The sequence below is a fragment of the Pseudomonas sp. PvP089 genome (assembly GCF_017875165.1).
GTDB classification, from domain to species: domain Bacteria; phylum Pseudomonadota; class Gammaproteobacteria; order Pseudomonadales; family Pseudomonadaceae; genus Aquipseudomonas; species Aquipseudomonas fortuita.
In genome coordinates this window covers 673,922-686,960 of the sequence record NZ_JAGGME010000001.1, presented here as the reverse complement: position 1 = coordinate 686,960, position 13,039 = coordinate 673,922, and the positions used below count along the sequence as shown (strand labels likewise).

Genomic DNA, 13,039 nt, shown 5'->3' with positions numbered 1-13,039 from the left:
CGTGCTCGGCACTTGTGGCGCCGGCTCACCTCACACCGTCTTCTGAAGGGTGTGTAGCCCGGGGGCCTGGCGCATCCTGTTGGATGGCTGGCCGCGACCGCCCGCCTAGAGCGCGTCGCCGTGGACTGATGTCCGGGCAGTGATTCTGTGGATAAAGATACCGGAGAGGTTGCGGCAGAGGATTGCGAAGATTGCTCAGATAAATAGCACTTGCGCAATTTTTCACCCTGGATTGATAATTCGCCGCAATACGTACAGAAAAGGCAAATGCCATGAGCAAACTTGACCGCTACGACCTGAGCATCCTCGCCGAATTGCAGCGCGATGCGCGCATTTCCAACCAGGAACTGGCCGAACGCATCGGCCTGTCGCCGTCGCCATGCTCGCGTCGGGTCAAGCAACTGGAGGACGACGGCTACATCTCGCGCCAGGTGGCCCTGCTCGACCGCAAGAAGCTGGGCCTGAGCCTGACCGCCTACGTGCTGATCGGCATGGACCGCCACACCCCGGAGCGCTTCGAAACCTTCGAGGCGGCCATCCGTGTCCTGCCGCAGGTGCTTGAATGCAGCCTGGTCACCGGGATGGATGCCGACTACCAGCTCAAAGTGGTGGTGCCAGACATGGACCATTACCAAAAACTGCTTCTAGGCAGCCTGACCCGCATCGAGGGCGTCACCAGCGTGCGTTCGAGCTTTGTGCTCAACCAGGTGTTGGCCAGCACCGAGCTGCCATTGACCCACCTGCGTTAAATACCCACGGTAGCCCGCGTATAATCAGCTGCTCAGCCTGCCTGGAGAACACAGATGGATCCCGCCGTATTCGAAGAGTGGATGATGATCATCCTGGTCACCGTATTGATCGGTTTCATGGGCTTCATCGTCTGGGACCTGGCGAAAAAGTCCAAGGCCGGCAAGTTCGGGACGTTGATCCTGTTCTTCGTGCTGGGGCTGGGGGTGCTGGCCTTTATCATCAAGAGCGTGGTGGTGGGGTTTCTCGAAGGGGTGTAAGGCTGCTTTGCGCTCCTTTCGCGACGCGAGCCCGCTCCAACAGGGAATACACATGCCTGAGGCTGGCCCTGTACCTGTCACAGCGGCCTTGTGTCGCGATGGGCCGCAAAGCGGCCCCCCTTATCGCTGTAGCTTCGGAACTACTTCGCGCCAGCAACCCTGCTCCAGCCCATCCAGCGCCCAATCCCCGATCCGCACCCGCACCAGGCGCAAGGTCGGTAGCCCAACCGCCGCCGTCATCCGCCGTACCTGCCGGTTACGCCCCTCCCGGATCACCAGTTCCAGCCAGCTGGTCGGCACGCTCTTGCGAAAGCGCACCGGGGGGGTGCGTGGCCACAGTTCGGGTTCTTCCAGGCGCCGTGCCTCGGCCGGCAAGGTCGGCCCATCGTTCAGCTCCACGCCATTACGCAAACGCTGCAACTGCTCGTCGCTCGGTTCCCCCTCCACCTGCACCCAGTAAGTCTTGGCCAGCTTGTGCCTGGGGTCGGCAATACGCGCCTGCAGCCCGCCATCGTTGGTCAGCAACAGCAAGCCTTCACTGTCACGGTCCAGCCGGCCGGCCGGGTACACGCCTGCGATGTCGATGAAGTCCTTGAGGGTCGCGCGCCCTTCGCCGTCGCTGAACTGGGTCAGCACGTCGAACGGTTTGTTGAACAGGATCAGGCGCGGCTCGGCCGGTGGCGCCTTGGGCTGGCGACGCGGGCCGGCGGCAGGCCGCGCCTGGGGACGGCGCGGCTTGTTACGGGGTGGCAGTGACATGGATCCTCAGCGGAACGGCGGCTCATCGAAGCTGCGCAGTTTACGCGAGTGCAGCGAGTTGAGCTCGGTGCGCAACAGGTCGAGGGCCGCAATGCCGATCTTCAGGTGCTGGCTGACCGCCCGGTTGTAGAAGGCGTTGGCCGAACCTGGCAGCTTTATCTCGCTGTGCAGCGGCTTGTCGGAGACACACAGCAAGGTGCCGTACGGCACGCGCAATCGATAACCCTGGGCGGCAATGGTGCCGCTTTCCATGTCCACCGCCACGGCGCGCGACAAGTTGATGAGCGGACGCTCCTGCGCCCAGCGCAGCTCCCAGTTACGGTCGTCGTAAGTCAGCACGGTACCGGTGCGCAGGCGCTTTTTCAGCTGTTCGCCACGCTCACCGGTGACCTGCGCGGCAGCCTCCTGCAAGGCCATCTGCACTTCGGCCAGGGCGGGAATCGGGATGTTCGGCGGCACTACCCGGTCAAGAATGCCGTCACGGCGCATATAGGCGTGGGCCAGCACGTAGTCGCCAATGGTTTGCGACTGCCGCAGGCCGCCGCAGTGGCCGATCATCAGCCAGCAGTGCGGACGCAGCACGGCCAGGTGGTCGGTGATGTTCTTGGCGTTGGATGGGCCGACACCAATGTTGACCAAGGTCACGCCGTCGCCATCGGCGGCGATCAGGTGGTAGGCCGGCATCTGGTAGCGGTGCCAGATCACGCTGGCGACCAGGGCCTGGGTTTCACCATGGTCCATGGCTTTTTCGATGATCACGTTGCCCGGCAGCACCATGCGCACGAAGCGCGGGTCGTCGCGAAGTTGCTCAAGACCGTGGCTGATGAACTGGTCGACATAACGGTGGTAGTTGGTCAGCAGGATCCACGGCTGCACATGGCGCCAGTCACTGCCGGTGTAGTGCACCAGGCGGCGCAGCGAAAAGTCGACGCGCGCGGCGTCGAACAGCGCCAGTGGGAAAATTTCGGCACGGTCCCAGTCGTAAAGGCCATCGGCGATGTTGTCGGTGGCGGCCGACAGGTCGGTGCTGGGGAATACCCGTGCCAGCTGCGCGGCGGTAATACCGCTGCCGGCCAGTTCGTCACCCTGGTCAACCACATAAGGGTAGGGAATGTTCTGCTCGCTGATGCCCACTTCTACCGTGACGGTGTAGTCGTGCATCAGTGGGCGCAGTTGCTCCAGCAGGTAGCCGCGAAACGCGGCGGGCTGGGTGACGGTGACGCTGTAAGTGCCGGCCACCTGGACCTTGGCATAGGCCCGCGTGGTGGCGGCAACCTCACCGTGGCTGTAGTAGGTCAGGCGCAGTGCCGGGTAACGGAACAGGTCGCGCTCGTCGGCGCCCGGCTCGGTACGGTCCTTCAGGTATCGCTTGAGGGCCTGGCTAAGGGCCCCCGTGGCCTGTTCATGCAGGGCCGCCAGACGGTCGACGGCCTGTTCGGGGGTATCAACGACTACAAAAGCGTGGCTCACACTGTGCTTCCTGTCTGGACATGCATGTGGGCCATCTTGCCTGCGTTTCGTGGCAATTACATCCCCGGCGGTCAGTACCGGCCTCATCGCCGGCAAGCCAGCTGCCACAAGTACTCCACCGGCATCGAACCTTGTGCATGACCTGTGGCAGCTGGCTTGCCGGCGGTGAGCCCTTCAAAGCCAGCTCAACTCGGCCAGGCAGGTGTTGCCCTGCTCACCAGTGCCTGCACATCGGCACCCCGAGGCAGCGCCCCATACACCCGTCCACCACCCGTCAGCCGGCTACCGATGAACGCGTCACTGACCACCGCATTGCCCGCCTCCAGCAACAGTTTGGCCTGAAGCGCCAGGGCGATATCCTCGGTCAGCTGCCGCGCGCGGTACTGTATGTCGCCGGTGTCGACAAATGCCCCCTTGAGGTTGCCGATATGCGCCGCCAGGCGCGGATCCCCATGCCCATCGCCCAATTCGGTGAACAGCGCATCGAGCACGCCCGGCTCTTTGGACAAGGCCCGCAGCACATCCAGGCACTGTACGTTGCCAGAGCCTTCCCAGGTCGAATTGACCGGCGCCTCGCGGTACAGTCGCGGCAGGATGCTGTCTTCGACATAACCCGCACCGCCCAGGCATTCGGCGGCCTCGTTGATCATGGCCGGCGCGCGCTTGCAGATCCAGTACTTGCCCACCGCCGTGACCAACCGGGCGAAATGCGCCTGCTGCGGGTCGTCCAGTTGCTCCAGCGCTTGCCCCATGCGCAGGCTCAGGGCCAGTGCAGCCTCGCTCTCCAAGGCCAGGTCGGCCAGCACGTTCTGCATCAGCGGCTGCTCGTTCAACACCCGCCCGCCAACCTTGCGGTACGCACAGTGGTGGGTCGCCTGGGTCAGCGCCTGACGCATCAGGGCGCTGGAGCCCACCATGCAGTCGAAACGGGTCATGGCGACCATCTCGATGATGGTCGGCACACCCCGCCCTTCTTCGCCAATCATCCACGCCAGCGCACCACGGAACTCCACTTCGCTGGAGGCGTTGGAGCTGTTGCCCAGCTTGTTCTTCAGGCGCTGGATATAGAACTGGTTGCGATTGTCGTCCGGGCGGTGGCGCGGCAGCAGGAAGCAGCTCAGGCCTTTTTCGGTTTGCGCCAGCGTCAGGAATGCATCACACATCGGCGCCGAGCAGAACCACTTGTGCCCGACCAGCTCGTACGGCTGCCCCGGGCCAGGTGCGCCCACCGGATACGCCCGCGTGGTATTGGCGCGCACATCGGTGCCGCCCTGCTTCTCGGTCATGGCCATGCCCAGGGTGACCCCGGCCTTGTGCCGGTCGCCGACGTTGCGCGGGTCATATTCGCAGGCCAGGATTTTCGGCAGCCAGTACTCGGCCAGTTCGGGCTGAAGGCGTAGCGCCGGCACGGCGGCGAAGGTCATGGTCAGCGGGCAGCCGGTACCAGCTTCGGCCTGGCTGTGCAGGTAGGTCATCGAAGCCCGTGCCACATGGGCGCCAGCGCGGGGTTCGGCCCAAGGCAAGGAAGGCAGGCCGTGCTCGACGGCGGTGCGCATCAGCTGGTGGTAGGCCGGGTGGAACTCGACCAGGTCGATGCGATGGCCGTAGCGGTCGTGGCTGATGAACTCCGGCTTGTGCGCGTTGGCCAGGAAACCTGCCTGCATCAGCGGCCCCCCCGCCAGGGCGCCATAGGCATCGATCCGCGACTCGGCCCAGCCCGCGCCGAAACGCCGTGACCACTCCTGCAATGGCAGGTCGAGGCGGTACAGGTTGGCGCCGTCGAGGGACGGTGGCTGGTTGGTGACTTCGTGGGTTTCAGCGTACTGGTGCAGGTTCATCGGGGGGCTCCTGGATCCGGGTAGGCTTGAGAGACCCAGTGAAGCACTGCTCGCCGGGGAGTCAAAGGGGCATTAATGACTAAACGTGTGGTGGGGGTGGCGCATGCCTTGGGAATGCATCAGGGCTGACAGGCGGTGCCACCCAGCAAGGCTTGTAGTCCAATTCTCTATCCCCTGTAGGACGCTTCCTAAAGCCCCCCTGCTCCGAAAATACCCGTCTACAGGCTGCTAGGTTCCTGGCTTTCATCCTCAAAAAAGAGGCAAGCCATGAGCATGCGCATGAACATCTTCGGCCGATACCAGGGCCTTGAGGGCGACCAAACCACCACAGGCGCTGTTTGTATTGCCAGCCGGGCCAGGGGCCGCGTGCATGGCCGCAACTGGCTGCTTCAAGGCGACCCGACCACACCCTGCCCGCTCTGTGGACAAGCGGGCACCATCATCGAGGGCGAATCTCGTTGGCGGCAGGACGACATACCCACTGCTCTGGATGGAGCGCTGGTGCAATGCGGGTGCCCATCGGGCAGCAATCGCCTGGTTGCAAGTGGATATGCACCTGCGCCGCCGCGCAGGGCGCCTGCACCTGAGCCTGTTCATGAGGCACCACCACAGGCCCAAGCGAGTAACCAAGTAAGCAGCAGCTATCAACCTGGGGCGCATCAGCCCTCAAAAACAGCGCAGGGCGTGGAGCCTGGCTTCTACATCGTTCCGCGCTGCATGACGTATCAGGAAGTCTTGGCAGAACTCGGCGCGCCGCAGGCCAACCTGCCTAGCTCGATTCTGGAACGACTGAACCCGACCTATCAGCGTGGGTTCAAGGCAGGTGAGATCTTTGTCATTGGCGACGGGTTGCAGCGGCCGGTGTGTACGCGTGAAGAACTGACTGCAATGAGTGCGGCGAAACAGGCGCGGGAAGCGTTGGCGAGCCTGACGCCAGAAGAGGCCGAGTTCATGATGCGCCATCAGGCCGAGATTGCCGGGCTGCTCAGCGATGTGAGCCTGGCGATGGGGGTAAGTGAGGCGATGGTTGGCAAGTCGCTGGATGAACTCAGCGACATACTGCGAAAAATTGAAGACCTGCATAAAGATCAATTCATCAAGCATGGGCACCTTAGGCACCCTGAGTTCTTTGCGGAACGTCAAAAACTGTTCACGCAACTGAGTGCAAACTTAAAAGCCACCCTTTTAAACAAACGCCTCAACCTTGGAAATCATGAAAACCTCCGCCGGGATTTAGGTATATCGTCAAGAAGCTTAGTACACCACTGGCGTAAAGCAGGGGCGCCGAGCCACATCCCTGGTTACTCGACACATTTGGACAAGCTGGCCAAAATGGCTAAATATTTAAAAACCGGAGGGCGTATTGGCACTGCTATCGGCGGTAGCGGAGCTGCTATGAAAATTTCTGAGGTGTGCAAAGAGGGCAACACACATGCCTGTAAAAAAGTCAGCGTTACTGAGGCAGGTAATTTTTCCGGTGGCTTAGCGGGTGGCTGGTTGGCAGGAAAACTCGCGGGCAGGATTTCTGCGAAGGTTTGCTGGAGAGTCGGACCCTACGCCGTTGCATGTGGAATAGTGATCACTGGTGGAGGCGCCTTGGCCGGCAGCATCGGTGGTATGGAAGCAGGCGAGGAGCTAGGCGAACTAGTCTTCGAGGTCTTTGGAGATGATTGATCACCTTGACGTAAAAATAAGATTATTTCTGTTAGGCGCTCCTATCTGCCTCGCTTTAATCGGGCTTGTAGCTGACCTTCACATCGCCTGTTCTCGCCAATATAAAGAAATGACCTCAGCACTCCAACGTAGCGCGTGCCTTCCATTTGCGACCGGCATGTGGGGAGAGCAAAGAATTGGTTCCAGAATTCTAGTTATTTCTGTAATCGCCGGTGCCATTGGATCCCCCGCCTCCAGCATTCGCCTTGGGCTATTGGATGAGCAAGACCACTTACAATTCCCCAGGTATTTAAGAAGAAAAATACTCATTGCATCTTCGCTAAATACTGTTGGCATTGCCTGGGTAGCGGCATATTACCTAATGAAGCTGATCAAATGAGACACAAACATGTTTCAGAAAAAGCTGAGCGCACAGCTAATTCGCGGGTTTACCCGCGAAGGGGCCGGTACAGCCAATACAAAAGTCAGCGCATCAAGCCCAGCTCGGCATCATCCAGCAGCGCCTTGGCCATGGCTGCGAAGTAATGCGATGCCCACATCATTTGCTGGTCGCCATCCATCAAACCGGTCAGCGACAAGTCCCGTGCATAGCCCATCAACTCGGAGGCCTGCTCGCGGGCGCTGCGGCAGGGGATGCCTTCGGCTATGCGGAACAGAGGATGGGTTTGGCCTTCGCCTTGGTAGAAATAGGTTACGCCTGGGGTGGTTTTGGTTTCGTCGGTCATCGATTGGGCACCATATCGTTATGTGCCACCCGTCAGTTTCCACACGTTGGGGTGACAGCTGCACACGGAGTGGAAATCCAGGCATATGGCAAACCCGGTAGGCGAAAGCCTCCCGCGTACAGCTGTCATGACAACAAGCACCATATGTACTGCCAGGTTTCCACACCCGATCGCTGAACCGTCAGCGACAGGCAAAGCCTAGAGGGCGGGATTTGCAGGAACAATCAGATGCGTGTCGACAGAGGTTGTAGGGTATTTCGCAGGAGGGTGGAGTTGCCAGCCCCGAGCCGTAGGAAGAGTCTGAAATCATCGTAGCCAATGAATCTCTTGGGGCCGCTTTGCGGCCCTTCGCAGGCACGCCCGCGAAGGGCTGCAAAGCAGCCCCAATAAAAACCTACAGCGAACGCCTCGTCTGTTGGATATTCGGAGTCATCTGCACCTGCGAAATCGCCATGTTCAAACTCAACTCAAACCGGCTCCCCAACCCGCGCGTTGACTCATGCGCCAACCGCGCCCCCAGCAACTCCCCCATCTGCCGGCAGATCGACAAACCAATCCCCAAACCGCCATACCGCCGGGTCATCGAACCGTCGACCTGGAAGAACCGCTGATAGAGGGTCGACTGCTCCAGGTCATCGAAGCCGATCCCGCTATCACTGACGGTAAAGGTCAAGGCCAGGTCGCCCGGCCCCAACCGGCGGCCGCGCACCTGGATCATCACCCCGCCCTGATGGGTGAACTTCAAACCGTTGTCCACCAGGCAGCCCAGGCACTGGGCCAGTTTCTGCCCGTCACCCAGCAGCCCGTCCGGCAGGTCGGCCGGTATGTCCAGGCTCAGGTACAAGCCTTTGCGCAGGGCCTGCCCTGCATAACCAGCGCGCAAGCCCTGCAGCAGCGCACGCAGACTGAACGGCGTCGGCTGCGCACGCAGGCGGCCGGCCTGCAGTTCGGACAGGGTGAGAATGGCGTCGACCATGTCCATCATGCCTTGCGCCGACCCCACCGCCGTGCGGTGGTATTGGGCCATTTCGGCGTCCATCGGCAGGGTGTGCATCAGCTCCAGCGAGCCGATCACGCCATTCATCGGGGTGCGCAGCTCATGGGTCACGCTGGCCAGGAACTCGTCTTTCAGGCGGTTGCTCCTGGCCAACTGCAGGTTGAGTTGCTCCAGCGTGCGCCCGGTCTCGCGCAAGGTCTGCGCCTGCTGCTCACGCAGGCTGTTGATGCGGTCCGCCAGCGCCAGCGACAGCAATGCCACCTCCAGCGCTGAACCCAACTGGCTGGCATACATGGTGATGAATACATTTGGCAGATAGCCCAGCACCATCAAGGTGTTGACCAGGCCGCCAAGCAGGAACGCCGTCCAGGCGATGATGAACCAGCGCGCCACGCGCAAGCCCCGCCACCAGGCGTACAAGCCAGCGCTGAAGATGCTGACGGTGAACAGTAATGCCAGCAGCGTGGCCATGCGCAGGGCAATGCCGTAGGGCATGCTCACCGCCAGCACCATGACCAGCGCACCGCCCAGCATCAGTAGCTGCAGCAGCCGGTCGAAGCCACGACTGATGTTGCCCAGTTGCAGGAAATGCCGGGCGAACTGGCAGCCGAACAGGCCTGCTGCACCAATGAACAGCGGCGTCGAGGCGTTCGCCCACCAAGGGCTGTCGGGCCAGAAGTAGGCCACGCCCGCACCGTTCACCGACACCTGGTACAAACCGAACGAGGCAATATAGAGGATGTAGTAGAGGTAGCTGACGTCACGCACGCTGAGGTAGATGAACAGGTTGTACACCAGCATCACCAGCAACACGCCGTAGATCATTCCCAGCACATACAAGCGGGTGGGCTGCTCCTCCATGTAGGCCTCGGGGGACCAAAGCGCCAGCGGCGCCTGCACCGAGCCCTGGCTGTGCAGGCGCAGATAGGCGGTGGTTACCTGCCCAGGCGGCAGCTGCAATTCGAACAGGTAGTTGTTCTGCCGGATCTGGCGGCTGTCGTAGGGCAAGGCATCGCCGGTGCGCTGGGCCAGGTGAAAGCCACCCCTGCCGTCGGACAGGTACAGTTCGAGGTGGTCCAGCGGCGGATAGGCCAGCTCAAGCAGCCATTGCCGTGGGGCAGCGCTGGGCGCGCCAACCGGGCGCAGCTCGACCTTGAGCCAGAACACCGAGGTGGAGTAACCGGCATTCAGCACGTCTTCGTGGTGAGGTTTGAAGTATTTGGCGAACCCGGGGGCACTCACCTGGGCGATGCTGGCACTGCCATCGAGGTCTTCGTAAACCTGCATGGCTTTGCCCAACGGAAGATGCCGGGTAGCGTCGTCGAAATCGACCGCTCCGGCCAGCACGGGCAGCAAGCCCAAAAGCACAATCAGCAAATAGCGCATACAGCCCCAGCATGGCCTGTCCAGTCGCGTCGCGTTAGCCTCCCATCCGTTTGAGACGACGTGATCCGGCAGCACCCGTTTGTCGAGTTATCCGAGCACTCTAGCATAGCTTCGCAACCTGGCAATCGGCCATCTCAAAAACCGAAGAAAAGGCTCTAAATCAATACTTTCAGAAGAACACCAATCAAAAATCTGACCAATCGATCAGTAAAACGCGTTTGTCGGACGATCCGCCCAAACAGGTTTGGTGGTAAGCTCGCCGACCATGAATACCTACAGCTCCCGCCCCGTTGTCCTCTGTCTCTCCGGCCACGACCCTAGTGGCGGCGCCGGCCTGCAGGCAGATATCGAAGCCCTGATCGCGCAAGGCTGTCACGCTGCACCCGCAGTGACCGCCCTGACCGTGCAGGATACCGTCAACGTTTCCGACTTCCGCGTGCTCGACCGCGAGTGGGTACTGGCCCAGGCCAATGCCGTACTGGCCGACTCCACGGTGGCCGCAGTCAAACTGGGCATGCTCGGTTCGATCGAAATGGTCGACACCGTCGCCGAACTGCTGGCCGCCCACCCGTACCTGCCGCTGGTCTGCGACCCGGTGCTGCGTGCCGGCGGCGGTGGCCGCCTGGGCAAGGACGAAGTCGGCTACGCCGTGCGCGAACGCCTGCTGCCGCTGGCGACCATCGCCACGCCGAACCTGCCCGAAGCCCGCATCCTCGCCGAACTGCCTGAAGGCACCGCCGACGAATGTGCCGAAAAGCTGCTGCCGTTCTGTAGACACCTGCTGATTACCGGCGGTCACGGCGACGAAGACGAAATTCACAACCGCCTGTACACCCAGGACGGTCAGCACCACACCTGGACCTGCCAGCGCCTGCCGGGCAGCTACCACGGTTCGGGCTGCACCCTGGCCAGCGCCCTGGCTGGCCGCCTGGCGCTCGGCGAGCAGCTGGAAAGCGCCGTGCGCAGCGCCCTGGACTACACCTGGCGCACCCTGCGTGACGCCGAACAGCTGGGCAGGGGCCAGTTCGTGCCGCGCCGCCTGCCCCTGGACTTCTGCTCCTGATACGAGGCCTTCGATGAAGCTACGCGGTCTGTACGCAATCACCGACAGCCAGCTGCTCGCTGGCCGTTTCCTGTCCCATGTCGAAGCGGCCCTGGAAGGTGGCGTGTGCCTGCTGCAGTACCGCGACAAAAGTGACGACGCGGCGCGCCGCCTGCGTGAAGCCGAAGGGCTGATGAAGCTCTGCGAGCGCTACGGCACCCAGCTGCTCATCAACGATGACGCCGAACTGGCCGCGCGCCTGGGCGTTGGCGTACACCTGGGCCAGACTGACGGCCCGCTGACCCCGGCCCGCGCCCTGCTCGGCCGCCGGGCGATCATCGGCTCCACCTGCCACGCCAGCCTCGAGCTGGCCGCCCAGGCCGCCAGTGAAGGCGCCAGCTACGTCGCCTTTGGCCGCTTCTTCAATTCCGTTACCAAGCCGGGCGCGCCCGCCGCCAACGTTGAACTGCTGGAGCAGGCGCGTGCCCAGGTGAAACTGCCGATTGCCGTGATCGGCGGCATCACCCTCGACAACGCCGCCCCGCTGGTCGCCCACGGTGCCGACCTGCTGGCGGTGATCCATGGCCTGTTCGGTGCCGACAGCGCGCAAGAAGTCACCCGCCGCGCCCGCGCCTTCAACGCCTTGTTCGCATCCTGATTTCGAGAGAACCTTTCATGTCCCGTTCCGAAGACCTGTTCGCCAAAGCCCAGAAGCACATCCCAGGCGGGGTCAACTCGCCGGTCCGCGCCTTCAAGAGCGTTGGCGGCACGCCACTGTTCTTCAAGCATGCCGAAGGCGCCTACGTCGTTGACGAGGACGACAAGCGCTACGTCGACTACGTCGGCTCCTGGGGCCCGATGATCCTTGGCCACGGCCACCCGGACGTGCTGGACTCGGTACGCAAGCAACTGGAACACGGCCTGTCCTATGGCGCACCCACCGCCATGGAAACCGACATGGCCGACCTGGTCTGCTCGCTGGTACCATCCATGGAAATGGTCCGCATGGTGAGCTCGGGCACCGAAGCCACCATGAGCGCCATCCGCCTGGCCCGTGGCTACACCGGCCGTGACGCCATCATCAAGTTCGAAGGCTGCTACCACGGCCATTCCGACAGCCTGCTGGTAAAAGCCGGTTCCGGCCTGCTGACCCAAGGCGTGCCAAGCTCGGCCGGCGTGCCGGCAGACTTTGCAAAGCACACCCTCACCTTGCCGTTCAACGACATTGCCGCGGTCGAAAAAACCCTGGCCGAGGTCGGCCAGACCGTGGCCTGCATCATTGTCGAGCCCGTGGCCGGCAACATGAACTGCGTCCCCCCAGCGCCGGGCTTCCTTGAAGGCCTGCGCGAGCAGTGCGACAAACACGGCGTGGTACTGATCTTCGACGAAGTGATGACAGGCTTCCGCGTCTCCCTGGGCGGCGCCCAAGGCCACTATGGCATCAAGCCGGACCTGTCCACCTTCGGCAAGATCGTCGGTGGCGGCATGCCGGTCGGCTGCTTCGGCGGCAAACGCGAAATCATGGGCTGCATCGCCCCGCTCGGCCCGGTCTACCAGGCCGGCACCCTGTCGGGCAACCCGCTGGCCATGGCCGCCGGCCTGACCACCCTGAAGCTGATCAGCCGCCCGGGCTTCCACGCCGAGCTGACCGACTACACCAGCCGCATGCTTGATGGCCTGCAACAACGTGCCGATGCCGCTGGCGTACCGTTCGTCACCACCCAGGCCGGCGCCATGTTCGGCCTGTACTTCAGCGGCGCCGACGACATCGTCACGTTCGAAGACGTGATGAGCAGCGATGCCGAACGCTTCAAGCGCTTCTTCCACCTGATGCTGGAAGGCGGCGTGTACCTGGCACCGAGCGCGTTCGAGGCGGGCTTCACCTCCATCGCCCACGGCGACAAGGAGCTGCAGATCACCCTGGATGCAGCTGAAAAGGCCTTTGCTGCATTGAAGTAATTGCCAGCCTGCACCGGCCTCTGTGGGAGCGGGCTTGCCCCGCGAAGAGGCCGGTACAGGTAATAATTACGCATGCACAATCAGCTGACTTCCCCAACCAAGCAGAAATTCGAGTAAAACTTTGTAAGGTTGGCGCTGCTTATCCCATAATGTGCCACCAGAGACATTGGCCGCAGCTTTGC

12 protein-coding genes are annotated in these 13,039 nt (G+C 62.2%); 7 read left to right on the top strand and 5 right to left on the bottom strand.

Going from position 1 to position 13,039, the window contains the following annotated elements; all coding sequences use genetic code 11:
- Positions 1–272: 272 nt before the first annotated feature.
- Positions 273–749 carry an Lrp/AsnC family transcriptional regulator gene (locus tag J3A71_RS03105; RefSeq protein ID WP_016489331.1) on the top strand — a complete coding sequence of 159 codons (477 nt, stop codon included), beginning with the start codon at positions 273–275 and terminating at the stop codon, positions 747–749.
- A gap of 54 nt (positions 750–803) precedes the next feature.
- On the top strand, positions 804–1,007 hold the full coding sequence (locus J3A71_RS03100; RefSeq protein ID WP_003249787.1) for a DUF2788 domain-containing protein: 204 nt from the start codon (positions 804–806) through the stop codon (positions 1,005–1,007).
- A gap of 120 nt (positions 1,008–1,127) precedes the next feature.
- Here J3A71_RS03100 and J3A71_RS03095 read toward each other — a convergent pair whose 3' ends face one another.
- From J3A71_RS03095 to J3A71_RS03085, 3 genes are all read right to left on the bottom strand, one after another.
- The gene (locus tag J3A71_RS03095) at positions 1,128–1,766 is read right to left on the bottom strand and encodes a pseudouridine synthase (protein ID WP_245353434.1); all 639 of its coding nucleotides are present in this window, start codon (positions 1,764–1,766) and stop codon (positions 1,128–1,130) included.
- A gap of 6 nt (positions 1,767–1,772) precedes the next feature.
- Complete coding sequence (amn, locus tag J3A71_RS03090) at positions 1,773–3,236, bottom strand: AMP nucleosidase (RefSeq protein WP_016489333.1); 1,464 nt, start codon at positions 3,234–3,236, stop codon at positions 1,773–1,775.
- A 185-nt stretch (positions 3,237–3,421) separates the two neighbouring features.
- Positions 3,422–5,074: an acyl-CoA dehydrogenase family protein gene (locus J3A71_RS03085; RefSeq protein ID WP_016489334.1), complete on the bottom strand. Its 1,653-nt coding sequence runs from the start codon at positions 5,072–5,074 to the stop codon at positions 3,422–3,424.
- Positions 5,075–5,341: 267 nt separating this feature from the next.
- On the opposite strand from J3A71_RS03085, the gene J3A71_RS03080 reads away from it, so the two are divergent.
- The gene (locus J3A71_RS03080) at positions 5,342–6,748 is read left to right on the top strand and encodes a PAAR domain-containing protein (RefSeq protein ID WP_096426822.1); all 1,407 of its coding nucleotides are present in this window, start codon (positions 5,342–5,344) and stop codon (positions 6,746–6,748) included.
- Positions 6,741–7,127 carry a hypothetical protein gene (locus J3A71_RS03075; RefSeq protein WP_082422026.1) on the top strand — a complete coding sequence of 129 codons (387 nt, stop codon included), beginning with the start codon at positions 6,741–6,743 and terminating at the stop codon, positions 7,125–7,127. The genes J3A71_RS03080 and J3A71_RS03075 overlap by 8 nt, the downstream gene beginning before the upstream one ends.
- Before the next feature lie 85 nt (positions 7,128–7,212).
- On the opposite strand, the gene J3A71_RS03070 is transcribed toward J3A71_RS03075, so the two are convergent.
- Positions 7,213–7,473, bottom strand: a complete 261-nt coding sequence (locus J3A71_RS03070) for a DUF3077 domain-containing protein (protein WP_016501785.1) — start codon at positions 7,471–7,473, stop codon at positions 7,213–7,215.
- A 394-nt stretch (positions 7,474–7,867) separates the two neighbouring features.
- Positions 7,868–9,856: a hybrid sensor histidine kinase/response regulator gene (locus tag J3A71_RS03065; protein WP_060518548.1), complete on the bottom strand. Its 1,989-nt coding sequence runs from the start codon at positions 9,854–9,856 to the stop codon at positions 7,868–7,870.
- Positions 9,857–10,121: 265 nt separating this feature from the next.
- Between J3A71_RS03065 and J3A71_RS03060 the strand changes: the two genes are divergently transcribed.
- From J3A71_RS03060 to hemL, 3 genes are read left to right on the top strand one after another with little or no spacing between them, the layout of a single operon-like run.
- Entirely contained in the window at positions 10,122–10,919 is a 798-nt protein-coding gene (locus J3A71_RS03060; protein ID WP_096426823.1) for a hydroxymethylpyrimidine/phosphomethylpyrimidine kinase, read from the top strand.
- Between the two features lie 13 nt (positions 10,920–10,932).
- On the top strand, positions 10,933–11,556 hold the full coding sequence (gene thiE / locus J3A71_RS03055; RefSeq protein ID WP_016489343.1) for a thiamine phosphate synthase: 624 nt from the start codon (positions 10,933–10,935) through the stop codon (positions 11,554–11,556).
- A gap of 17 nt (positions 11,557–11,573) precedes the next feature.
- Positions 11,574–12,857 (top strand): glutamate-1-semialdehyde 2,1-aminomutase, encoded by a 1,284-nt coding sequence (gene hemL, locus J3A71_RS03050; RefSeq protein WP_016489344.1) that lies wholly within the window; start codon positions 11,574–11,576, stop codon positions 12,855–12,857.
- Positions 12,858–13,039: the final 182 nt, after the last annotated feature.

What these genes read in the sequence shown, in the direction of transcription:
- J3A71_RS03105 (WP_016489331.1), top strand. Translation starts at nt 273, where the DNA reads ATGAGCAAACTTGACCGCTACGACCTGAGCATCCTCGCCGAATTGCAG.
- J3A71_RS03100 (WP_003249787.1), top strand. Translation starts at nt 804, where the DNA reads ATGGATCCCGCCGTATTCGAAGAGTGGATGATGATCATCCTGGTCACC.
- J3A71_RS03095 (WP_245353434.1), bottom strand. Translation starts at nt 1,766, where the DNA reads ATGTCACTGCCACCCCGTAACAAGCCGCGCCGTCCCCAGGCGCGGCCT.
- J3A71_RS03085 (WP_016489334.1), bottom strand. Translation starts at nt 5,074, where the DNA reads ATGAACCTGCACCAGTACGCTGAAACCCACGAAGTCACCAACCAGCCA.
- J3A71_RS03080 (WP_096426822.1), top strand. Translation starts at nt 5,342, where the DNA reads ATGAGCATGCGCATGAACATCTTCGGCCGATACCAGGGCCTTGAGGGC.
- J3A71_RS03075 (WP_082422026.1), top strand. Translation starts at nt 6,741, where the DNA reads ATGATTGATCACCTTGACGTAAAAATAAGATTATTTCTGTTAGGCGCT.
- J3A71_RS03070 (WP_016501785.1), bottom strand. Translation starts at nt 7,473, where the DNA reads ATGACCGACGAAACCAAAACCACCCCAGGCGTAACCTATTTCTACCAA.
- J3A71_RS03065 (WP_060518548.1), bottom strand. Translation starts at nt 9,856, where the DNA reads ATGCGCTATTTGCTGATTGTGCTTTTGGGCTTGCTGCCCGTGCTGGCC.
- J3A71_RS03060 (WP_096426823.1), top strand. Translation starts at nt 10,122, where the DNA reads ATGAATACCTACAGCTCCCGCCCCGTTGTCCTCTGTCTCTCCGGCCAC.
- thiE (WP_016489343.1), top strand. Translation starts at nt 10,933, where the DNA reads ATGAAGCTACGCGGTCTGTACGCAATCACCGACAGCCAGCTGCTCGCT.
- hemL (WP_016489344.1), top strand. Translation starts at nt 11,574, where the DNA reads ATGTCCCGTTCCGAAGACCTGTTCGCCAAAGCCCAGAAGCACATCCCA.